Annotated in this window: 19 protein-coding genes and 5 pseudogenes; 18 read left to right on the forward strand and 6 right to left on the reverse strand. The window is 53.9% G+C overall.

The window, feature by feature from the left end; all coding sequences use genetic code 11:
- Positions 1 to 64: 64 nt before the first annotated feature.
- Complete coding sequence (locus K9N75_RS21825) at positions 65 to 295, reverse strand: amidase family protein (protein WP_024193449.1); 231 nt, start codon at positions 293 to 295, stop codon at positions 65 to 67.
- Between the two features lie 12 nt (positions 296 to 307).
- Here K9N75_RS21825 and istA point away from each other — a divergent pair, with 12 nt between their 5' ends.
- From istA to K9N75_RS21900, 14 genes and pseudogenes are all read left to right on the forward strand, one after another.
- Positions 308 to 1,432, forward strand: a complete 1,125-nt coding sequence (gene istA / locus K9N75_RS21830) for an IS21 family transposase (protein WP_032237994.1) — start codon at positions 308 to 310, stop codon at positions 1,430 to 1,432.
- Positions 1,433 to 1,907: 475 nt separating this feature from the next.
- Positions 1,908 to 2,429 (forward strand): RNA polymerase sigma factor FecI, encoded by a 522-nt coding sequence (gene fecI / locus K9N75_RS21840; RefSeq protein WP_001572456.1) that lies wholly within the window; start codon positions 1,908 to 1,910, stop codon positions 2,427 to 2,429.
- Positions 2,426 to 3,379, forward strand: coding sequence for a ferric citrate uptake sigma factor regulator FecR (fecR, locus tag K9N75_RS21845; RefSeq protein ID WP_017146590.1), 954 nt, complete (start codon positions 2,426 to 2,428; stop codon positions 3,377 to 3,379). Before fecI ends, fecR begins: the two co-directional genes overlap by 4 nt.
- A gap of 86 nt (positions 3,380 to 3,465) precedes the next feature.
- Positions 3,466 to 5,790, forward strand: coding sequence for a TonB-dependent Fe(3+) dicitrate receptor FecA (gene fecA / locus K9N75_RS21850; protein ID WP_020325014.1), 2,325 nt, complete (start codon positions 3,466 to 3,468; stop codon positions 5,788 to 5,790).
- Positions 5,791 to 5,834: 44 nt separating this feature from the next.
- Positions 5,835 to 6,737: a Fe(3+) dicitrate ABC transporter substrate-binding protein FecB gene (gene fecB / locus K9N75_RS21855; RefSeq protein ID WP_046360980.1), complete on the forward strand. Its 903-nt coding sequence runs from the start codon at positions 5,835 to 5,837 to the stop codon at positions 6,735 to 6,737.
- On the forward strand, positions 6,734 to 7,732 hold the full coding sequence (gene fecC / locus K9N75_RS21860) for an iron-dicitrate ABC transporter permease FecC (protein WP_046360979.1): 999 nt from the start codon (positions 6,734 to 6,736) through the stop codon (positions 7,730 to 7,732). The genes fecB and fecC overlap by 4 nt, the downstream gene beginning before the upstream one ends.
- On the forward strand, positions 7,729 to 8,685 hold the full coding sequence (gene fecD / locus K9N75_RS21865; RefSeq protein WP_001572450.1) for a Fe(3+) dicitrate ABC transporter permease subunit FecD: 957 nt from the start codon (positions 7,729 to 7,731) through the stop codon (positions 8,683 to 8,685). Before fecC ends, fecD begins: the two co-directional genes overlap by 4 nt.
- Positions 8,686 to 9,453, forward strand: coding sequence for a Fe(3+) dicitrate ABC transporter ATP-binding protein FecE (gene fecE / locus K9N75_RS21870; RefSeq protein ID WP_001572449.1), 768 nt, complete (start codon positions 8,686 to 8,688; stop codon positions 9,451 to 9,453).
- 98 nt (positions 9,454 to 9,551) lie between these two features.
- Positions 9,552 to 9,743 (forward strand): annotated as a pseudogene (gene tnpB, locus K9N75_RS22770) (IS66 family insertion sequence element accessory protein TnpB); the annotation flags it as partial.
- Positions 9,735 to 10,228: pseudogene (locus tag K9N75_RS22775) on the forward strand (IS1-like element IS1B family transposase); the annotation flags it as partial. The pseudogenes tnpB and K9N75_RS22775, both read left to right, overlap by 9 nt.
- Before the next feature lie 261 nt (positions 10,229 to 10,489).
- Positions 10,490 to 11,572, forward strand: a complete 1,083-nt coding sequence (gene lacI / locus K9N75_RS21885) for a DNA-binding transcriptional repressor LacI (protein ID WP_024193489.1) — start codon at positions 10,490 to 10,492, stop codon at positions 11,570 to 11,572.
- Between the two features lie 122 nt (positions 11,573 to 11,694).
- Positions 11,695 to 14,766, forward strand: coding sequence for a beta-galactosidase (gene lacZ, locus K9N75_RS21890; RefSeq protein WP_046361013.1), 3,072 nt, complete (start codon positions 11,695 to 11,697; stop codon positions 14,764 to 14,766).
- Positions 14,767 to 14,817: 51 nt separating this feature from the next.
- Complete coding sequence (gene lacY, locus K9N75_RS21895) at positions 14,818 to 16,071, forward strand: lactose permease (RefSeq protein ID WP_046361014.1); 1,254 nt, start codon at positions 14,818 to 14,820, stop codon at positions 16,069 to 16,071.
- Positions 16,072 to 16,136: 65 nt separating this feature from the next.
- Positions 16,137 to 16,277 (forward strand): annotated as a pseudogene (locus K9N75_RS21900) (maltose acetyltransferase domain-containing protein); the annotation flags it as partial.
- Between the two features lie 14 nt (positions 16,278 to 16,291).
- Here the strand turns inward: K9N75_RS21900 and K9N75_RS22780 are convergent.
- Positions 16,292 to 16,793: pseudogene (locus K9N75_RS22780) on the reverse strand (IS1 family transposase).
- Positions 16,712 to 16,987: an IS1-like element transposase gene (locus K9N75_RS22785; RefSeq protein WP_000179213.1), complete on the reverse strand. Its 276-nt coding sequence runs from the start codon at positions 16,985 to 16,987 to the stop codon at positions 16,712 to 16,714. Before K9N75_RS22785 ends, K9N75_RS22780 begins: the two are co-directional and overlap by 82 nt.
- 92 nt (positions 16,988 to 17,079) lie before the next feature.
- On the opposite strand from K9N75_RS22785, the pseudogene K9N75_RS21910 reads away from it, so the two are divergent.
- From K9N75_RS21910 to K9N75_RS21920, 3 genes and pseudogenes are all read left to right on the forward strand, one after another.
- Positions 17,080 to 17,445 (forward strand): annotated as a pseudogene (locus K9N75_RS21910) (Tn3 family transposase); the annotation flags it as partial.
- A 266-nt stretch (positions 17,446 to 17,711) separates the two neighbouring features.
- A complete protein-coding gene (locus K9N75_RS21915) occupies positions 17,712 to 18,128 on the forward strand; it encodes an Exc2 family lipoprotein (RefSeq protein WP_043495698.1) in 417 nt (138 codons plus the stop codon).
- A gap of 45 nt (positions 18,129 to 18,173) precedes the next feature.
- The gene (locus K9N75_RS21920) at positions 18,174 to 18,437 is read left to right on the forward strand and encodes a hypothetical protein (RefSeq protein ID WP_046360921.1); all 264 of its coding nucleotides are present in this window, start codon (positions 18,174 to 18,176) and stop codon (positions 18,435 to 18,437) included.
- A 24-nt stretch (positions 18,438 to 18,461) separates the two neighbouring features.
- On the opposite strand, the gene K9N75_RS21925 is transcribed toward K9N75_RS21920, so the two are convergent.
- The 3 genes from K9N75_RS21925 to K9N75_RS21935 all read right to left on the reverse strand — a co-directional run bounded on the left by K9N75_RS21925 (position 18,462) and on the right by K9N75_RS21935 (position 21,647).
- The gene (locus K9N75_RS21925; RefSeq protein ID WP_043495502.1) at positions 18,462 to 19,415 is read right to left on the reverse strand and encodes an Rpn family recombination-promoting nuclease/putative transposase; all 954 of its coding nucleotides are present in this window, start codon (positions 19,413 to 19,415) and stop codon (positions 18,462 to 18,464) included.
- A 65-nt stretch (positions 19,416 to 19,480) separates the two neighbouring features.
- Positions 19,481 to 20,101, reverse strand: a complete 621-nt coding sequence (locus tag K9N75_RS21930; protein WP_046360923.1) for a recombinase family protein — start codon at positions 20,099 to 20,101, stop codon at positions 19,481 to 19,483.
- A gap of 565 nt (positions 20,102 to 20,666) precedes the next feature.
- On the reverse strand, positions 20,667 to 21,647 hold the full coding sequence (locus K9N75_RS21935) for an IS5-like element IS5 family transposase (RefSeq protein ID WP_000019402.1): 981 nt from the start codon (positions 21,645 to 21,647) through the stop codon (positions 20,667 to 20,669).
- Between the two features lie 104 nt (positions 21,648 to 21,751).
- Between K9N75_RS21935 and K9N75_RS21940 the strand changes: the two genes are divergently transcribed.
- Positions 21,752 to 22,564 carry a MetQ/NlpA family ABC transporter substrate-binding protein gene (locus K9N75_RS21940; protein WP_003029358.1) on the forward strand — a complete coding sequence of 271 codons (813 nt, stop codon included), beginning with the start codon at positions 21,752 to 21,754 and terminating at the stop codon, positions 22,562 to 22,564.
- Positions 22,565 to 22,647 lie beyond the last annotated feature (83 nt).

Below are 22,647 nucleotides of genomic sequence, written 5' to 3' on the forward strand. Positions count from 1 at the left end.
TGCTGACTCCACTGTAAGTGATTCATAACTGATTGCTCCAGCCTGTTGGCTGGAGCAAAGAAAATTAAAGGGCGGGATGAGTGCGATGCCAGTCAGTAACCTGCTGCCACGCCCAGCCAGACTGTATCAATGCGGTTTCGCCAAAATGTGGTGCAACAAGCTGGAAGGCGATTGGTGCGCCTGCAGCAGTACGCCCGCAGGGCAATGTCAGAGTTGGGTGGCAGGTCAAATCAAAAACGCTGGTGTAACGCAGCACACCACTGAACAGTGTTTCGTCCTGACCAAACATGCTCATGAGGACTTTTACATGATAAAGCAAATGCGCCAGCAGGGTGCGTATATTGTTGATATTGCCACTCAGGTTGGTTGCTCTGAGCGGACTGTCAGACGGTACCTGAAATACCCGGAACCTCCGGCCAGAAAAACACGCCACAAAATGGCCAAACTCAGGCCGTTCATGGACTATATCGACATGCGTCTGGCTGAGAATGTCTGGAACGGCGAGGTCATCCTCGCGGAAATCAAAGCGATGGGTTATACCGGCGGACGCTCCATGTTGCGTTACTACATCCAGCCAAAACGTAAGATGCGGCCATCGAAGAAAACGGTTCGCTTCGAAACTCAGCCCGGTTACCAGCTCCAGCATGACTGGGGAGAAGTTGAGGCTGAGGTTGCCGGGCAACGATGCAGGGTTAACTTCGCGGTTAACACGCTGGGGTTCTCACGTCGCTTCCATGTCTTCGCGGCACCAAAGCAGGATGCTGAACATACCTATGAGTCACTGGTCCGCGCCTTCCGCTACTTCGGCGGCAGCGTGAAAACCGTGCTGGTCGATAATCAGAAAGCCGCAGTGCTGAAAAATAACAACGGGAAGATGGTGTTCAACTCCGGGTTCCTGCTGCTGGCCGATCACTATGGCTTCCTGCCACGGGCATGCCGTCCACGAAGGGCCAGAACCAAAGGTAAGGTGGAGCGGATGGTGAAATACCTCAAGGAGAACTTCTTCGTCCGGTACCGCCGGTTCGACAGCTTCGCCCAGGTTAATCAGCTACTGGAGCAGTGGATGGCTGACGATGCCGACAGGCGAGAACTTCGCCAGTTCAGGCAGACACCGGAACAGCGCTTCACGCAGGAACAGGAGCATCTGCAGCCGTTGCCGGATACGGACTTCGATACCAGCTACTTCGATATCCGTCATGTCTCCTGGGATGGCTATATCGAGGTTGGCGGAAACCGTTACAGCGTGCCGGAAAGCCTGTGTGGCCAGCCGGTATCAATACGGATCTCGCTGGATGATGAACTGCGGATCTACAGTAATGAGCAGCAGATGGCATCGCACCGTCTCTGTTCGGCTGCATCCGGCTGGCAGACCGTGCCGGAGCATCACGCCCCGCTCTGGCAGCAGGTCAGTCAGGTGGAACCCGAAATCTGATTTATTCAACAAAGCCGCACCAAATCATCACTCGAAGATATTCAGGCATGGTACATCCGCGGCAAGCCCCTAATTTGTACTGAGGGGCAAAGTGAAAAAAGTTACTTTTTGTTGAAACGACAGTTAGCAATAACCCCCGCTTGCGGGGGCCATACCCACCAGGAGCAAACGCAGAAAGCCCGAGATACTTCTGCTGTACCGGGGGCTGGCGACATTTCAGGCAACACTCATAGTTGACATCCTCCCCGCCCTAAAGGGCGGGGAGGATGTCAATAATAGCAGACCACATCATGATGTCATTCTGACCGACAGATGCCAGAAGCAGAGGATCCATCCCATTTTATACCTACCTTATAACACTTAGAAAAACAACATGTTAAAAATGTTTATTGGAAACAATTTTATTTCCAATTGTAATGATAACCATTCTCATATTAATATGGCTACGTGATAATTAACTTTTGATGCACTCCGCATGTCTGACCGTGCCACTACCACAGCTTCCTTAACGTTCGAGTCGCTTTATGGCACCCATAACGGCTGGTTGAAAAGTTGGCTGACGCGCAAACTCCAGTCTGCTTTTGATGCAGATGACATTGCCCAGGACACTTTTTTGCGGGTAATGAGCAGCGAAACGCTCTCGACGATCCGCGATCCTCGCTCTTTCCTGTGCACTATCGCCAAACGCGTGATGGTGGACCTGTTTCGCCGAAACGCGCTGGAAAAAGCGTATCTGGAGATGCTGGCGCTTATGCCGGAGGGGGTAGCGCCTTCACCTGAGGAACGCGAAAGCCAGCTCGAGACCCTACAACTCGTCGACAGCATGCTGGACGGGCTAAACGGAAAAACACGTGAAGCGTTTCTGCTTTCGCAACTGGATGGCCTGACATACAGCGAGATTGCGCACAAACTCGGTGTTTCCGTCAGCTCCGTGAAAAAATACGTGGCGAAAGCCGTCGAGCACTGCCTGCTGTTTCGTCTGGAGCATGGGTTATGAATCCTTCGTTAACCGATTCCCGCCGTCAGGCGCTGCGTTCAGCTTCCCACTGGTATGCCGTGCTAAGCGGCGAGCGCGTCAGCCCACAACAGGAAGCGCGCTGGCAACAGTGGTATGAACAGGATCAGGATAACCAGTGGGCCTGGCAGCAGGTTGAAAACCTGCGCAACCAGCTTGGCGGTGTGCCTGGCGACGTTGCCAGCCGGGCGCTGCACGATACCCGCCTCACCCGCCGTCACGTGATGAAAGGATTACTGCTGTTGCTCGGCGCTGGCGGAGGCTGGCAACTCTGGCAGTCGGAAACCGGCGAAGGTCTGCGGGCAGATTACCGCACCGCCAAAGGCGCAGTCAGCCGTCAGCAACTGGAAGATGGCTCCCTGCTCACGCTGAATACCCAAAGCGCGGCGGATGTGCGTTATGATGCGCATCAGCGCACCGTCCGGCTCTGGTACGGTGAAATCGCCATTACTACCGCGAAAGATGCGCAGCAACGCCCCTTCCGCGTCCTGACCCGTCAGGGCCAACTCACCGCTTTAGGGACAGAATTTACCGTCCGCCAGCAGGATAATTTCACGCAGCTTGACGTGCAGCAGCACGCCGTGGAAGTGCTTCTCGCCAGTGCCCCCGCGCAAAAACGCATCGTGAACGCTGGTGAAAGCCTGCAGTTCAGCGCCTCTGAGTTTGGCGCAGTGAAACCGCTGGATGACGAGAGTACAAGCTGGACGAAGGGCATCCTGAGCTTCAGCGATAAACCGCTGGGTGAGGTGATAGCCACGCTAAGCCGTTACCGCAACGGCGTGCTGCGCTGCGATCCCGCCGTTGCCGGGCTGCGCCTGAGCGGGACGTTCCCGCTGAAAAATACCGATGCGATCCTGAACGTTATCGCTCAAACGCTTCCCGTTAAAATTCAGTCTATTACGCGGTACTGGATAAACATTTCACCGCTGTAAGAAAAATAATTCTCATTTCGATTGTCCTTTTTACCCTTCTCGTTCGACTCATAGCTGAACACAACAAAAATGATGATGGAGAAGGTATGACGCCGTTACGCGTTTTTCGTAAAACAACACCTTTGGTTAACGCCATTCGCCTGAGCCTGCTGCCGCTGGCCGGTCTCTCGTTTTCCGCTTTTGCTGCACAGGTTGATATCGCACCGGGATCGCTCGACAAAGCGCTCAATCAGTATGCCGCACACAGCGGAATTACCCTCTCGGTTGACGCCAGCCTGACGCGCGGCAAGCAGAGCAACGGCCTGCACGGAGATTACGACGTCGAGAGCGGCCTGCAACAGCTGCTGGACGGCAGCGGACTGCAGGTAAAACCGCTGGGAAATAACAGCTGGACGCTGGAGCCCGCGCCCGCGCCAAAAGAAGATGCCCTGACCGTGGTCGGCGACTGGCTGGGCGATGCGCGTGAAAACGACGTATTTGAACATGCTGGCGCGCGTGACGTGATCCGCCGTGAGGATTTCGCCAAAACCGGCGCAACCACCATGCGTGAGGTGCTTAACCGCATCCCTGGCGTCAGCGCGCCGGAAAACAACGGCACCGGCAGCCACGACCTGGCGATGAACTTTGGCATCCGGGGCCTGAACCCACGCCTCGCCAGCCGCTCGACCGTCCTGATGGACGGCATCCCCGTCCCCTTTGCCCCTTACGGTCAGCCGCAGCTTTCACTGGCTCCCGTTTCGCTCGGCAACATGGATGCCATTGACGTGGTGCGCGGTGGTGGTGCGGTGCGTTACGGACCGCAGAGCGTGGGCGGCGTGGTGAACTTTGTTACCCGCGCCATTCCGCAGGACTTTGGTATCGAGGCGGGGGTGGAAGGTCAGCTCAGCCCAACCTCTTCACAAAACAACCCGAAAGAGACGCACAACCTGATGGTGGGCGGCACAGCGGACAACGGTTTTGGCACCGCGCTGCTCTACTCCGGCACGCGCGGCAGTGACTGGCGCGAGCACAGCGCCACCCGCATCGACGACCTGATGCTGAAAAGCAAATATGCGCCGAATGAGGTGCACACCTTCAACAGCCTGCTGCAATATTACGATGGTGAAGCCGACATGCCCGGCGGCCTGTCCCGCGCGGATTACGACGCCGATCGCTGGCAATCCACCCGCCCGTATGACCGCTTCTGGGGCCGTCGCAAGCTGGCGAGCCTGGGCTACCAGTTCCAGCCGGACAGCCAGCATAAATTCAACATTCAGGGGTTCTACACCCAAACCCTGCGCAGCGGCTACCTGGAGCAAGGCAAACGCATCACCCTCTCGCCGCGTAACTACTGGGTGCGCGGTATTGAGCCACGCTACAGCCAGAGCTTTATGATCGGCCCTTCCGCGCACGAAGTGGGCGTGGGCTATCGCTATGTGAATGAATCAACGCATGAAATGCGTTACTACACCGCCACCAGCAGCGGGCAGTTGCCGTCTGGCTCAAGCCCTTACGACCGCGACACGCGTTCCGGCACCGAGGCGCACGCCTGGTATCTGGATGACAAAATCGACATCGGCAACTGGACCATCACGCCGGGTATGCGTTTCGAACATATCGAGTCATACCAGAACAACGCCATCAAAGGCACGCACGAAGAGGTGAGCTATAACGCACCGCTTCCGGCGTTGAACGTGCTCTATCACCTGACTGATAGCTGGAATCTTTATGCAAACACTGAAGGCTCGTTCGGCACCGTACAGTACAGCCAGATTGGCAAGGCTGTGCAAAGCGGCAATGTGGAACCGGAAAAAGCGCGAACCTGGGAACTCGGTACCCGCTACGACGACGGCGCGCTGACGGCGGAAATGGGGCTGTTCCTGATTAACTTTAACAATCAGTACGACTCCAACCAGACCAACGACACCGTCACTGCACGTGGCAAAACGCGCCATACCGGGCTGGAAACGCAGGCACGTTACGACCTGGGTACGCTAACGCCAACGCTTGATAACGTTTCCGTCTACGCCAGCTATGCGTATGTGAACGCGGAAATCCGCGAGAAAGGCGACACCTATGGCAATCAGGTGCCATTCTCCCCGAAACATAAAGGCACGCTGGGCGTGGACTACAAGCCGGGCAACTGGACGTTCAATCTGAACAGCGATTTCCAGTCCAGCCAGTTTGCGGATAACGCCAATACAGTGAAAGAGAGCGCCGACGGCAGTACCGGCCGTATTCCCGGCTTCATGCTCTGGGGCGCACGCGTGGCGTATGACTTTGGCCCGCAGATGGCAGATCTGAACCTGGCGTTCGGTGTGAAAAACATCTTCGACCAGGACTACTTCATCCGCTCTTATGACGACAACAACAAAGGCATCTACGCAGGCCAGCCGCGCACGCTGTATATGCAGGGGTCGTTGAAGTTCTGATGTGTTAACGCCCGGCTTGCCGGGCTTTTAGCTGGAATGTGACTATGTTGGCATTTATCCGTTTTCTTTTTGCAGGCCTGCTGCTGGTGATCGGCCACGCCTTTGCCGCCACGGTTCAGGACGAACACGGCACGTTTACACTCGATAAAACGCCACAACGGATTGTGGTGCTGGAACTCTCGTTCGCCGATGCGCTGGCCGCCGTGGACGTCAGCCCGATCGGTATTGCCGACGATAACGATGCAAAACGCATCCTGCCCAAAGTGCGTGCGCACCTGAAACCGTGGCAGTCCGTCGGAACGCGCGCGCAGCCGAGCCTGGAAGCCATTGCTGCCCTGAAACCAGACCTGATCATTGCCGACAGCAGTCGCCATGCGGGGATTTACACCGCCTTGCAGCAAATCGCGCCGGTACTGCTGCTTAAGTCCCGCAACGAAACCTACGCTGAAAATTTGCACTCAGCGGCTATCATCGGCGAAGTGGTAGGTAAAAAACGAGAGATGCAGGCGCGTCTGGAACAACATAAAGAGAAGATGGCGCAGTGGGCCAGCCAGCTTCCCACAGGGACACGCGTGGCCTTTGGCACATCACGCGAACAGCTATTCAACCTGCATACCCAGGAGACCTGGACCGGCAGCGTGCTGGCTTCTCTGGGGCTGAACGTTCCCGCTACGATGGCGGGCGCGTCCATGCCGTCCATCGGCCTGGAGCAACTGCTGGCGGTCAATCCTGCCTGGCTGCTGGTTGCCCACTATCGCGAAGAGAGCATTGTTAAACGCTGGCAACAAGATCCGCTCTGGCAGATATTAACCGCCGCGCAGAAGCAGCAGGTTGCTTCAGTCGACAGTAACGCCTGGGCGCGGATGCGCGGTATTTTTGCCGCAGAGCGTATTGCCGCTGACACGGTAAAAATCTTCCACCATCAGCCGCTTACCGATGTGAAATGACCGCGCTAAAACACCCGGTGCTGCTGTGGGGGCTTCCCGTTGCAGTACTTATTATTATTTTCTGGCTGAGTCTGTTTTGCTACTCGGCCATTCCTGTTTCCGGAGCAGACGCAATCCGCGCCCTGCTGCCTGGACACACGCCAACGCTACCAGAAGCGCTGGTGCAAAACCTTCGTTTGCCGCGAAGCCTGGTCGCCGTTCTGATCGGCGCAAGCCTGGCGCTCGCGGGCACGCTGCTGCAAACCCTGACCCACAACCCAATGGCCTCTCCTTCACTGCTCAGCATTAACAGCGGCGCGGCGCTGGCTATGGCGCTTACCAGCGCGCTGAGTCCGACGCCGGTTGCAGGCTATTCCCTGTCGTTCATCGCGGCATGCGGGGGCGGCGTGAGCTGGCTGCTGGTCATGACCGCAGGAGGCGGGTTTCGTCATACCCAGGACAGAAACAAACTGATCCTCGCGGGTATCGCGCTGTCGGCCTTTTGTATGGCCCTGACCCGCATCACCCTGCTGCTGGCCGAAGATCATGCTTACGGCATCTTTTACTGGCTGGCAGGCGGAGTGTCCCACGCCCACTGGCAGGATGTCTGGCAGCTCTTGCCGGTGGTGGTCACTGCAGTCCCTGTCGTGTTGCTGCTGGCGAATCAACTGAACCTGCTCAACGTCAGCGACAGTACCGCCCATACGCTGGGAGTGAACCTGCCGAGACTACGTTTGATCATCAATATGTTAGTGCTGCTTCTGGTTGGCGCGTGCGTCAGTGTGGCAGGTCCGGTGGCGTTTATCGGCCTGCTGGTGCCACATCTGGCGCGCTTCTGGGCAGGCTTCGATCAGCGCAACGTACTGCCGGTGAGCATGCTGCTGGGGGCCACGCTGATGCTGATGGCAGATGTACTCGCACGCGCGCTGGCCTTCCCCGGCGATCTGCCCGCAGGCGCAGTGCTGGCGCTGATTGGCAGTCCTTGCTTTGTCTGGCTGGTGAGGAGGCGAGGATGAAAATTGCGCTGGTCATTTTCATCACCCTTGCCCTGGCAGGCTGTGCGCTGTTATCACTCCATATGGGGGTGATCCCCGTGCCGTGGCGCGCGCTGCTGACCGACTGGCAGGACGGACGCGAGCATTATTATGTATTGATGGAGTACCGACTGCCGCGCTTGCTGCTGGCACTGTTTGTCGGTGCAGCCCTCGCCGTGGCGGGCGTGCTGGTACAGGGGATTGTGCGTAACCCGCTAGCATCACCGGATATTCTCGGCATTAACCATGCCGCCAGCCTTGCCTCTGTGGGAGCACTGCTTCTTATGCCATCACTATCCGTGATGGTGCTGCCGCTGCTGGCCTTTGCGGGCGGTATGGCGGGGTTGATCTTGCTGAAGATGCTGGCAAAGACCCACCAGCCGATGAAGCTGGCGCTCACCGGCGTGGCGCTTTCCGCCTGCTGGGCGAGCCTGACGGATTACCTGATGCTCCTGCACCCGCAGGATGTAAACAGTGCCCTGCTGTGGCTGACGGGTAGCTTATGGGGGCGCGACTGGCACTTTGTGAAGATTGCCGTGCCGTTGCTCATTCTGTTTTTGCCGCTGAGCCTGCGCTTTTGTCGCGATCTCGACCTGCTGGCGCTGGGCGATGCACGAGCAGCCACGCTCGGCGTGTCGGTTCAGCGCACCCGGTTCCAGGGGCTGATGCTGGCTGTCGCGATGACAGCAACCGGCGTGGCCGTCTGTGGCCCGATAAGTTTTATTGGTCTCGTCGTGCCGCACATGGTGCGCAGGATCGCCGGCGGGCATCACCGCTGGCTGATGCCCGTTTCGGCCCTGACGGGCGCGTTGTTGCTGGTCATTGCCGATCTGCTGGCACGAATCATTCATCCGCCGATGGAGCTTCCGGCAGGCGTGCTGACCGCCATTATCGGCGCACCGTGGTTTGTCTGGCTGCTTGTGAGAATGCGATAAATGAGATTACGTACTGAAAATCTGACCGCCAGCTATGGCGCACAAACCGTGCTGGATGGACTTTCTCTCGCCCTGCCTGCCGGAAAAATCACGGCCCTGCTCGGCCCTAACGGTTGCGGGAAATCGACGCTGTTGAACTGTTTTTCTCGCCTGTTAACACCAGACTCTGGCGAGATATTGCTTGATGAAAAACCCATAGCCGGTTTTTCCGCCCGCCAGCTGGCTCGCCGCCTGGCTTTACTGCCGCAACACCATTTATCCCCCGAGGGGATCACTGTACGGGAGCTGGTTTCCTACGGCCGCAGCCCGTGGCTGTCGTTGTGGGGGCGACTCTCCGCGGAAGACAACGAGCGGGTCAACGTGGCAATGAGTCAGACCCGGACGCGCAATCTGGCTGACCGCAGGTTAACCCAGCTTTCCGGCGGCCAGCGCCAGCGTGCGTTTCTGGCGATGGTGCTGGCACAGGATACCCCACTCATTCTTCTTGATGAGCCTACGACCTACCTCGATATCAATCATCAGGTTGAACTGATGCGCCTGATGGTTGAACTCAAAAGGCAGGGGAAAACCGTAGTGACGGTACTCCACGATCTGAATCAGGCCAGCCGCTATTGCGATCATCTGGTGGTACTGGCAAGCGGTCGCGTGATGGCGCAAGGTGCTCCGGAAGCAGTGATGAAACCAGAGCTTCTAAAGACGGTGTTCAGCGTAGAAGCGGAAATCCATCCCGAACCGGTATCTGGCAGACCCATGTGTGTGGTGAAGTAGTCTGGCGAAGTCATAAGGATCATCACAGGACAGATAAAGGAAGTGATAACCACCTGCCAACAGGCACCAAAATCTGGCTGGTTGCCGGTATCACCGACATGCGCAACGGCTTCAATGGTCTCGCCGCAAAGGTGCAGACGATGCTGAAAGATGACCCGATGTCCGGCCATGTCTTCATCTTCCGGGGCCGCAGCGGCAGTAAGGTCAAACTGCTGTGGTCCACCGGCGACGGGCTGTGCCTGCTGACCAAACGGCTGGAACGCGGCCGCTTCGCCTGGCCCTCTGCCCGCATTATGGGCGTTGGCCTCAACACGATTTTCCGCCATTTAAAAAACTCAGGCCGCAGTCGGTAACCTCGCGCATACAGCCGGGCAGTGACGTCATCGTCTGCGCGGAAATGGACGAACAGTGGGGATACGTCGGGGCTAAATCGCGCCAGCGCTGGCTTTTTTACGCGTATGACAGGCTCCGGAAGACGGTTGTTGCGCACGTATTCGGTGAACGCACTATGGCGACGCTGGGGCGTCTTATGAGCCTGCTGTCACCCTTTGACGTGGTGATATGGATGACGGATGGCTGGCCGCTGTATGAACCCCGCCTGAAGGGAAAGCTGCACGTAATCAGCAAGCGATATACGCAGCGAATTGAGCGGCATAACCTGAATCTGAGGCAGCACCTGGCACGGCTGGGACGGAAGTCGCTGTCGTTCTCAAAATCGGTGGAGCTGCATGACAAAGTCATCGGGCATTATCTGAACATAAAACACTATCAATAAGTTGGAGTCATTACCCGATATTCTGGGTAATGCTGTCAACCTGTTGATGACTATTTTAATCTGTAGTCATTCAATCCTTGTAACATCAGGATGATCCTGGTGTCAGTGAAAATACGAAATCAACACGTTGGTATCATTACCCACCTGTGAACTGACGTCGGCATTTTGAATCTCACTTCGGCGTGCCCCCTCCGAATGGCGCAAAACATTTCGTGGTATGGCATGATAGCACCCGAAGAGAGTCAATTCAGGGTGGTAAATGTGAAACCAGTAACGCTATACGATGTCGCAGAGTATGCCGGTGTCTCTTATCAGACCGTTTCCCGCGTGATGAACCAGGCCAGCCACGTCTCTGCGAAAACGCGGGAAAAGGTGGAAGCGGCGATGGCGCAGCTGAACTACATTCCCAACCGCGTGGCACAACAACTGGCGGGCAAACAGTCGTTGCTGATTGGCGTTGCTACCTCCAGTCTGGCCCTGCACGCGCCGTCGCAAATTGTCGCGGCGATTAAATCTCGCGCCGATCAACTGGGTGCCAGCGTGGTGGTGTCGATGGTAGAACGAAGCGGCGTCGAAGCCTGTAAAGCGGCGGTGCACAATCTTCTCGCGCAACGCGTCAGTGGGCTGATCATTAACTATCCGCTGGATGACCAGGATGCCATTGCTGTGGAAGCTGCCTGCGCTAATGTTCCGGCGTTATTTCTTGATGTCTCTGACCAGACTCCCATCAACAGTATTATTTTCTCCCATGAAGACGGTACGCGACTGGGCGTGGAGCATCTGGTCGCATTGGGTCACCAGCAAATCGCGCTGTTAGCGGGCCCATTAAGTTCTGTCTCGGCGCGTCTGCGTCTGGCGGGCTGGCATAAATATCTCACTCGCAATCAAATTCAGCCGATAGCGGAACGGGAAGGCGACTGGAGTGCCATGTCCGGTTTTCAACAAACCATGCAAATGCTAAATGAGGGCATCGTTCCCACTGCGATGCTGGTTGCCAACGATCAGATGGCGCTGGGCGCAATGCGCGCCATTACCGAGTCCGGGTTGCGCGTTGGTGCGGATATCTCGGTAGTGGGATACGACGATACCGAAGACAGCTCGTGTTATATCCCGCCGTTAACCACCATCAAACAGGATTTTCGCCTGCTGGGGCAAACCAGCGTGGACCGCTTGCTGCAACTCTCTCAGGGCCAGGCGGTGAAGGGCAATCAGCTTTTGCCCGTCTCTCTGGTGAAAAGAAAAACCACCCTGGCGCCCAAGACGCAAACCGCCTCTCCCCGCGCGTTGGCCGATTCATTAATGCAGCTGGCACGACAAGTTTCCCGACTGGAAAGCGGGCAGTGAGCGCAACGCAATTAATGTGAGTCAGCTCACTCATTAGGCACCCCAGGCTTTACACTTTATGCGTCCGACTCGTATGTTGTGTGAAATTGTTAGCGGATAACAATTTCACACAGGATACAGCTATGACTATGATTACGGATTCACTGGCCGTCGTATTACAACGTCGTGACTGGGAAAACCCTGGCGTTACCCAACTTAATCGCCTTGCAGCACATCCCCCTTTCGCCAGCTGGCGTAATAGCGAAGAGGCCCGCACCAATCTCCCTTCCCAACAGTTGCGCAGCCTGAATGGTGAGTGGCAATTTGTCTGGTTTCCGGCACCAGAAGCGGTTCCGGAAAGCTGGCTGGAGTGCGATCTTCCTGTCGCCGATACTGTCGTCGTCCCCTCAAACTGGCAGATGCACGGTTACGACGCGCCCATCTACACCAACGTGACCTATCCCATTACGGTCAATCCGCCATTTGTTCCCACGGAGAATCCGACTGGTTGTTACTCGCTCACATTTAATGTTGATGAAAGCTGGCTACAGGAAGGCCAGACGCGAATTATTTTTGATGGCGTTAACTCGGCGTTTCATCTGTGGTGCAACGGGCGCTGGGTCGGTTACGGCCAGGACAGCCGTTTGCCGTCTGAATTTGACCTGAGCACATTTTTACGCGCCGGAGAAAACCGCCTCGCGGTGATGGTGCTGCGCTGGAGTGACGGCAGTTATCTGGAAGATCAGGATATGTGGCGGATGAGCGGCATTTTCCGTGACGTCTCGTTGCTGCATAAACCGAGCACGCAAATCAGCGATTTCCATGTAGCCACTCACTTTAATGATGATTTCAGCCGCGCTGTACTGGAGGCAGACGTTCAGATGTACGGCGAGCTGCGCGATGAGCTGCGGGTGACGGTTTCTTTGTGGCAGGGTGAAACGCAGGTCGCCAGCGGCACCGCGCCTTTCGGCGGTGAAATTATCGATGAGCGTGGTGGTTATGCCGATCACGTCACCCTACGTCTGAACGTCGAAAACCCGAAACTGTGGAGCGCCGAAATCCCGAATCTCTATCGTGCGGTGGTTGAACTGCACACCGCCGACGGCACGCTGATTGAAGCAGAAGCCTGCGATGTCGGTTTCCGCGAGGTGCGGATTGAAAATGGTCTGCTGCTGCTGAACGGCAAGCCGTTGCTGATTCGCGGCGTTAACCGTCACGAGCATCATCCTCTGCATGGTCAGGTCATGGATGAGCAGACGATGGTGCAGGATATCCTGCTGATGAAGCAGAACAACTTTAACGCCGTGCGCTGTTCGCATTATCCGAACCATCCGCTGTGGTACACGCTGTGCGACCACTACGGCCTGTATGTGGTGGATGAAGCCAACATTGAAACCCACGGCATGGTGCCAATGAATCGTCTGACCGATGATCCGCGCTGGCTACCCGCGATGAGCGAACGCGTAACGCGAATGGTGCAGCGCGATCGTAATCACCCGAGTGTGATCATCTGGTCGCTGGGGAATGAATCAGGCCACGGCGCTAATCACGACGCACTCTATCGCTGGATCAAATCTGTCGATCCTTCCCGCCCGGTACAGTATGAAGGCGGCGGAGCCGACACCTTCGCAACCGATATTATTTGCCCGATGTACGCGCGCGTGGATGAAGACCAGCCCTTCCCGGCTGTGCCGAAATGGTCCATCAAAAAATGGCTTTCGTTGCCTGGAGAGACGCGCCCACTGATCCTTTGCGAATACGCCCACGCGATGGGTAACAGTCTTGGCGGCTTCGCTAAATACTGGCAGGCGTTTCGTCAGTACCCCCGTTTACAGGGCGGCTTCGTCTGGGACTGGGTGGATCAGTCGCTGATTAAATATGATGAAAATGGCAATCCGTGGTCGGCTTACGGCGGTGATTTTGGCGATACGCCGAATGATCGCCAGTTCTGCATGAACGGTCTGGTCTTTGCCGACCGCACGCCGCATCCGGCGCTGACGGAAGCAAAACACCAGCAGCAGTTTTTCCAGTTCAGTTTATCCGGGCGAACCATCGAAGTGACCAGCGAATACCTGTTCCGTCATAGCGATAACGAGCTCCTGCACTGGATGGTGGCGCTGGATGGCAAGCCGCTGGCAAGCGGTGAAGTGCCTCTGGATGTCGCTCCACAAGGTAAACAGTTGATTGAACTGCCTGGACTACCGCAGCCGAAGAGCGCCGGACAACTCTGGCTAACGGTTCACGTAGTGCAACCGAACGCGACCACATGGTCAGCAGCCGGACACATCAGCGCCTGGCAGCAGTGGCGTCTGGCGGAAAACCTCAGCGTGACACTCCCCTCCGCGCCCCACGCCATCCCGCAACTGACCACCAGCGAAACGGATTTTTGCATCGAGCTGGATAATAAGCGTTGGCAATTTAACCGCCAGTCAGGCTTTCTTTCACAGATGTGGATTGGCGATAAAAAACAACTGCTGACGCCGCTGCGCGATCAGTTCACCCGCGCACCGCTGGATAACGACGGCGTAAGTGAAGCGACCCGCATTGACCCTAACGCCTGGGTCGAACGCTGGAAGGCGGCGGGCCATTACCAGGCCGAAGCAGCGTTGTTGCAGTGCACGGCAGATACGCTTGCCGACGCGGTGCTGATTACCACGGTCCACGCGTGGCAGCATCAGGGGAAAACCTTATTTATCAGCCGGAAAACCTACCGGATTGATGGAAGTGGTCAAATGGCGATTACCGTTGATGTTGAAGTGGCGAGCAATACGCCACATCCGGCGCGGATTGGCCTGACCTGCCAGCTGGCGCAGGTAGCAGAGCGGGTAAACTGGCTCGGATTAGGGCCGCAAGAAAACTATCCCGACCGCCTTACTGCGGCCTGTTTTGACCGCTGGGATCTGCCATTGTCAGACATGTATACCCCGTACGTCTTCCCGAGCGAAAACGGTCTGCGCTGCGGGACGCGCGAATTGAATTATGGCCCACACCAGTGGCGCGGCGACTTCCAGTTCAACATCAGCCGCTACAGTCAACAGCAACTGATGGAAACCAGCCATCGCCATCTGCTGCACGCGGAAGAAGGCACATGGCTGAATATCGACGGTTTCCATATGGGGATTGGTGGCGACGACTCCTGGAGCCCGTCAGTGTCGGCGGAATTCCAGCTTAGCGCCGGTAGCTACCATTACCAGTTGCTCTGGTGTCAAAAATAATAATAACCGGGCAGGCCATGTCTGCCCGTATTTCGCGTCAGGAAATCCATTATGTACTATTTAAAAAACACAAACTTTTGGATGTTCGGTTTATTCTTTTTCTTTTACTTTTTTATCATGGGAGCCTACTTCCCGTTTTTCCCGATTTGGCTACATGACATCAACCATATCAGCAAAAGTGATACGGGTATTATTTTTGCCGCTATTTCTCTGTTCTCGCTATTATTCCAACCGCTGTTTGGTCTGCTTTCTGACAAACTCGGGCTGCGCAAATACCTGCTGTGGATTATTACCGGCATGTTAGTGGTGTTTGCGCCGTTCTTTATTTTTATCTTCGGGCCACTGTTACAATACAACATTTTAGTAGGAGCGATTGTTGGTGGTATTTATCTTGGCTTTTGTTTTAACGCCGGTGCGCCAGCAGTAGAGGCATTTATCGAGAAAGTCAGCCGTCGTAGTAATTTCGAATTTGGTCGCGCGCGGATGTTTGGCTGTGTTGGCTGGGCGCTGTGTGCCTCGATTGTCGGCATCATGTTCACCATCAATAATCAGTTTGTTTTCTGGCTGGGTTCTGGCTGTGCACTCCTCCTCGCCGTTTTACTCTTTTTCGCCAAAACGGATGCGCCCTCTTCTGCCACGGTTGCCAATGCGGTAGGTGCCAACCATTCGGCATTTAGCCTTAAGCTGGCGCTGGAACTGTTCAGACAGCCAAAACTGTGGTTTTTGTCACTGTATGTTATTGGCGTTTCCTGCACCTACGATGTTTTTGACCAACAGTTTGCTAATTTCTTTACTTCGTTCTTTGCTACCGGTGAACAGGGTACGCGGGTATTTGGCTACGTAACGACAATGGGCGAATTACTTAACGCCTCGATTATGTTTTTTGCGCCACTGATCATTAATCGCATCGGTGGGAAAAACGCCCTGCTGCTGGCTGGCACTATTATGTCAGTACGTATTATTGGCTCATCGTTCGCTACCTCAGCACTGGAAGTGGTTACTCTGAAAACGCTGCATATGTTTGAAGTACCGTTCCTGCTGGTGGGCAGCTTTAAATATATTACCAGCCAGTTTGAAGTGCGTTTTTCAGCGACGATTTATCTGGTCTGTTTCTGCTTCTTTAAGCAACTGGCGATGATTTTTATGTCTATTCTGGCGGGCAATATGTATGAAAGCATCGGTTTCCAGGGCGCTTACCTGGTGCTGGGTCTGGTGGCGCTGGGCTTCACCTTAATTTCCGTGTTCACGCTTAGCGGCCCCGGCCCACTTTCCCTGCTGCGTCGCCAGGTGAATGAAGTCGCTTAAGAAATTAATGTCGGATACGGCGCGAGCGCCTTATCCGACCAACTTATCAGGACGGAATGTTAAAAATGAACATGTCGATGACAGAAAAAATAAAAGCAGGCAAGCTATTTACCGATATGTGCGAAGGCTTACCTGAAAAAAGACTTCGTGGGAAAACATTAATGTATGAGTTCAATCACTCGCATCCATCAGAAGTTGAAAAAAGGGTAATGACTCCAACTTATTGATAGTGTTTTATGTTCAGATAATGCCCGATGACTTTGTCATGCAGCTCCACCGATTTTGAGAGCGACAGCGACTTCCGTCCCAGCCGTGCCAGGTGCTGCCTCAGATTCAGGTTATGCCGCTCAATTCGCTGCGTATATCGCTTGCTGATTACGTGCAGCTTTCCCTTCAGGCGGGATTCATACAGCGGCCAGCCATCCGTCATCCATATCACCACGTCAAAGGGTGACAGCAGGCTCATAAGACGCCCCAGCGTCGCCATAGTGCGTTCACCGAATACGTGCGCAAACCGTCTTCCGGAGCCTGTCATACGCGTAAAACAGCCAGCGCTGGCGCGATTTAGCCCCGACATAGCCCCACTGTTCGTCCATTTCCGCGCAGACGATGACGTCACTGCCCGGCTGTATGCGCGAGGTTACCGACTGCGGCCTGAGTTTTTTAAGTGACGTAAAATCGTGTTGAGGCCAACGCCCATAATGCGGGCGGTTGCCCGGCATCCAACACCATTCATGGCCATATCAATGATTTTCTGGTGCGTACCGGGTTGAGAAGCGGTGTAAGTGAACTGCAGTTGCCATGTTTTACGGCAGTGAGAGCAGAGATAGCGCTGATGTCCGGCAGTGCTTTTGCCGTTACGCACCACCCCGTCAGTAGCTGAACAGGAGGGACAGCTGATAGAAACAGAAGCCACTGGAGCACCTCAAAAACACCATCATACACTAAATCAGTAAGTTGGCAGCATCACCCATTTTTGTGCATTACGTCGCATGTATATTCCTCGTTAAAATACAGTCGGGGCTGAATAAAGGTGAGGCTCGCAATGCCCTTGCGCGAGCGGTCTTTATGCATCGGCTGGGTGAAATCAGAGATCGGGGGCTGGAGAATCAGAGCTATCGAGCCAGCGGTCTGACGTTGCTGACTGCGGCGATCTCACTGTGGAATACGGTATATATAGAAAGAGCGATAGATTCTTTGAGACGAAAAGGGATCCCGATTAATGAGCAACTGATTACCCATCTGTCACCACTGGGATGGGAACATATCAACCTGAGCGGGGATTACGTCTGGAGAACGAACCTCAAACTGGGACAGGGTAAATACCGCGCATTACGCTCAGTGAATAGTAATATGTACAAAAAACAGGCTTAGCGTAGGATAATTTCCGTTTTCCAAGCGGACCCCATTAATGCTGCCGCCGGAATCATGTGCCCCACTGTTGTGATCTTTACCGTCTCCACCGCTCATAGTCTTTTCCTCTTTGATTGAATTTAATTAAATAACTGTATATAAACACATTGGTATATATACAGTTATCGAGCATATTGTAAGCAGGTGGTATCGTCAATACAATTTGTGTGGTAATTTTATATACAGTGCAAAAGAGTAATAAAATAATTTAATATCAAGGAGTTAATTTGAAACGTAGCTTTTTTATTCTCGCAGGTGGCTTCCTAACTCTCATGTTAGTGCTTGGTGGCTGTACCTCTACGCTTTCGAGCCCGGAACGACATGCTAAACATTTTGTTTATGCGTCAAATAGTGACTCTGACCCTAACTTTCGTACTCGGATGCAGGAGAGTGTCAGGACGTCTGTTCCCTTCTTTGACCAGATTTACCAGTTAGGCCAGAAAGACAACGCGGCGGGCATCAATCACGACCAAGCGAAGAAGCGGGCTGAGTATTTCTATGGAAATGAGTTTTTGGATGGTATTCAACGGAAGGAAGACTTTGCCGGCAAATCTTATAGTCAATTACAAACGCAGAAATGGCGTATGTTGATGTCTCAGGAGGCCGCAGGTGCCTACATGGATGGCTATAATGGCGTGAAGTAAGCATTATCACCCATAGGAAATGGTATCAACGTGGAGGACGTATCAATGTCGCGTCGTGGTTTACGTTTATCGCAGCTGCCGCCGGTATGTTCGGTAAAGCCAAAGCCGGCCAAAACGTCCGCGCAGCTGATGGCGGAAGATACGCTGCGTGAGTTAATCGCTGCCCGTTTTGCCGTGGGAAAACCGATTATCCACATTGATACAAACTGGAATGATGCGCTGCTACTGCGGGTGATGAAAGAAGCGATACGCCAAGCTAAAGGCCAGCCGTTTGTGGTGGTACCACCACTGGAGAAAGAGAACGACTAGCGAGCGCTAGTCGTTGGGATACACTTAGTGGCGGATTTGCGCCAAATCGTCTTCGGAAAGACCGGTTGCTTCTTTAACCGACTCAATTGGCATGCCCATTTTTAACAGACTGCGTGCCACTTCGAGTTTGCCTTTCTGTTCACCGAGTTGAATTCCTTCCGTACGGCCTTCCATACGACCTTTTTCGATGCCCTTCTCGATGCCCTTCTCGATGCCTTTCTGTTCGAGCTGTTGTGCGATGGTCATGAGTGCGTCTCCGTGTTGCGGCACACGCTGTGCCAGTTCGCGAACAAAGGCTTCCGAGTCAGCAGACTCGCCTGCCTGTAATAAATAGTGTATCAGCGCCATCACCTGCGGTGAAGAGAGATAGTCTGCCATCAGCAATGTGGCCAGTCTGTCCGTCAAGGTGGCGATATCACGTTGATGAATGTGCTTTTGCAGCAGCGTCAGTGCCGCCATGCTGCGGTGCTCCATAATATCATCGTCTGGAATAACCGTCACATCAACCAGTGGAAATGCACCGCTATAGAGTTTATGTGCCAACTCAGGGTCGTCAAATTCATCTAACCACCGCGTGGAGTACGGATAAGGGCTGCGTTTACCCACGTAAAAGAGCACCGGTATGACGAGCGGCAACTTAGTATGACCAGCTTCAAGGTGGCGCTGCATAGCGGCGACAGCATAACGAATTAAGCGAAAAGCCATATGCTTATCGGGTGAGCTTTGATGCTCGATCAACACATGGACATAACCCTCGCCCTCTACTGTATCCAGGCTGTAAAGCACATCGCTGAAGTATTGACGTAAATCATCTTCAACAAAGGAGCCTGACTCCAGCTTTAACGTGCTGAGGTCGCAGATAGCGCGTAGTTCAGCGGGTAGATGCAACTCCATAAAGTCACGTGCAATCTCTGGCTGGGTGAGAAACTGCCTAAATGTGGCATCATGCGGCGTAGGGGTACTGTTTTTCTTCTTCATTAGTCCAGACTCTGAAAAATGATGAGTGAATGCTATCACAATCAAAGCAATACAAGATGTTAAGTTTACTTCTCAGCTTGTTGGCAGACGCGGATCACCGTCATTTTTGATACTCCCGCGAGGCGGGCTGTTTCACGCAGGGACTTTCCATGAGTGAGCCGGAGTGTACGTATGAGCTCATGTTTTTGTGCATCAGCCACCCTGCCCCGATACTTACCTTCCGCTTTCGCTTTGGTTATGCCTTCCGCCTGACGACGACGTCGATCCTCATAATCTTTTCTGGATATAGCTGCGAGCATATCCAGCATCATTCCATTAACGGCTTTAAGCATGCTGCGAGTGAATTCATCGCTAACAGCGTTATTGAGTGCCAAATGACTGGTTGGTAAATCAAGGCTCACGACAGACAGCTGCTTATCCGTTATCTGCTTTCTTAGCGCTTCCCATCCCACGTCGTCCAATCGAGAAAGCCTATCCACTTGCTCAATGAGAATAATATCCCCAGGCTCAGCCTCATCGAGCAGTTGCACCAGTTTTGGGCGCGTCATCGTTGCACCAGAGATATTGTCGACATACCAGCCAGCAATTCGGTGGCCATGTTGGCGAGCAAAATTCTTCAGTGCATTTTTTGCGCGAGTGGCATCTTGTTCAGAGGTTGATGCTCGCAGATAACCAAAAATGAGCATTTTTTAGCCTTAAGGTAACGTTTAAGTGGTCATTTAATTGATGGTATCACTTATATGGTCACATTGATATGGAATGAAATGTTTTAAGGCGGTATCTCAGAAGTATACCTAAATGTGGCTGACTGACGCGCCCTGTGGGCTTGTCCAACCCCTCATCAGTCCAAAAGCAAGTTTTGAACAGATGAGGGGTTTTGGCTGTGGTCAACAAAATTAAACACGATCGCCAGAATTATTTTCTGGACTTTTTTTCCGATAGTGCCGAAATGTCCAGCATGAATAGCATTTTTGTACATTACAGGTGCATCTTTTAAGGTGGTAGAACGATGCATCGATTGAACTTTACAGAATGACTGTTGTGTCCAATGTGAGTAGAAGAAAGCCAAACATGGTAGAATGTTGGTATTCACAGATGTTATTAGGGAAGGTGCGAATAAGCGGGGAAATTCTTCTCGGCTGACTCAGTCATTTCATTTCTTCATGTTTGAGCCGATTTTTTCTCCCGTAAATGCCTTGAATCAGCCTATTTAGACCGTTTCTTCGCCATTTAAGGCGTTATCCCCAGTTTTTAGTGAGATCTCTCCCACTGACGTATCATTTGGTCCGCCCGAAACAGGTTGGCCAGCGTGAATAACATCGCCAGTTGGTTATCGTTTTTCAGCAACCCCTTGTATCTGGCTTTCACGAAGCCGAACTGTCGCTTGATGATGCGAAATGGGTGCTCCACCTTGGCCCGGATGCTGGCTTTCATGTATTCGATGTTGATGGCCGTTTTGTTCTTGCGTGGATGCTGTTTCAAGGTTCTTACCTTGCCGGGGCGCTCGGCGATCAGCCAGTCCACATCCACCTCGGCCAGCTCCTCGCGCTGTGGCGCCCCTTGGTAGCCGGCATCGGCTGAGACAAATTGCTCCTCTCCATGCAGCAGATTACCCAGCTGATTGAGGTCATGCTCGTTGGCCGCGGTGGTGACTAGGCTGTGGGTCAGGCCACTCTTGGCATCGACACCAATGTGGGCCTTCATGCCAAAGTGCCACTGATTGCCTTTCTTGGTCTGATGCATCTCCGGATCGCGTTGCTGCTCTTTGTTCTTGGTCGAGCTGGGTGCCTCAATGATGGTGGCATCGACCAAGGTGCCTTGAGTCATCATGACGCCTGCTTCGGCCAGCCAGCGATTGATGGTCTTGAACAATTGGCGGGCCAGTTGATGCTGCTCCAGCAGGTGGCGGAAATTCATGATGGTGGTGCGGTCCGGCAAGGCGCTATCCAGGGATAACCGGGCAAACAGACGCATGGAGGCGATTTCGTACAGAGCATCTTCCATCGCGCCATCGCTCAGGTTGTACCAATGCTGCATGCAGTGAATGCGTAGCATGGTTTCCAGCGGATAAGGTCGCCGGCCATTACCAGCCTTGGGGTAAAACGGCTCGATGACTTCCACCATGTTTTGCCATGGCAGAATCTGCTCCATGCGGGACAAGAAAATCTCTTTTCTGGTCTGACGGCGCTTACTGCTGAATTCACTGTCGGCGAAGGTAAGTTGATGACTCATGATGAACCCTGTTCCATGGCTCCAGATGACAAACATGATCTCATATCAGGGACTTGTTCGCACCTTCCTTAGATAAACGCTAATAAAATACGGAAACCATTATCATGAAAAAATCACTGACGTTACTCGCCGCAGCAACCTTAAGCGCCCTGAGCTTTGCCTCCTGGGCTGATACTCTGACCGTTGGCGCGTCTAACGTGCCGCATGCGGAGATCCTTGAACAGGCCAAACCGATTCTGGCGAAGCAGGGGATCGATCTGGAGATTAAACCGTTCCAGGATTACATTCTGCCGAACACTGCGCTGGCTGGCCGTGAGATTGATGCCAACTACTTCCAGCATATTCCGTACCTGAACAGCGTGATTAAAGACCATGCAGGCGATAAAACGTATGACTTCGTTAGCGCCGGAGCGATTCACATTGAGCCGATTGGTATCTATTCGAAAAAAGTGAAATCACTTAAAGATCTGCCGGAAGGCGGCAAAGTCATCATGCGTGATGCGGTATCTGAGGAAGGTCGTATTCTGTCGATTTTCGAAAAAGAGGGTGTGATCAAGCTGAAGCCGGGCGTGGATAAAGTAACCGCGCGCATTAGCGATATCGTCGAAAACCCGAAAAAGCTGAAGTTCCTGCCAAACGTGGAAGCCGCGCTGTTACCGCAGATGTATAACAACGACGAAGGCGATGCGGTGGTGATTAACGCCAACTACGCCATCGATGCCGGGCTGGATCCAGTGAAAGATCCTATTGCCGTTGAAAGTGGTGAAAACAACCCGTATGCCAACATCATTACCGTGCATCGTGGCGACGAGAAGAAAAAGGATATCGTAGCGTTGGTTGATGTCCTGCATTCAAAAGAGATCCAGGACTGGATCCGTACTAAATATAAAGGTGCGGTGATCCCGGTAAACAACTAATCTGCTTTTTGCCGGGTGGCGGCAGTGCTTTATCCGGCCTACGATGTCCTGTAGGCCGGGTAAAACGCGTTCGCGATGCCATG

The sequence above is a fragment of the Hafnia paralvei genome, from assembly GCF_020150375.1.
GTDB lineage: Bacteria > Pseudomonadota > Gammaproteobacteria > Enterobacterales > Enterobacteriaceae > Hafnia > Hafnia paralvei.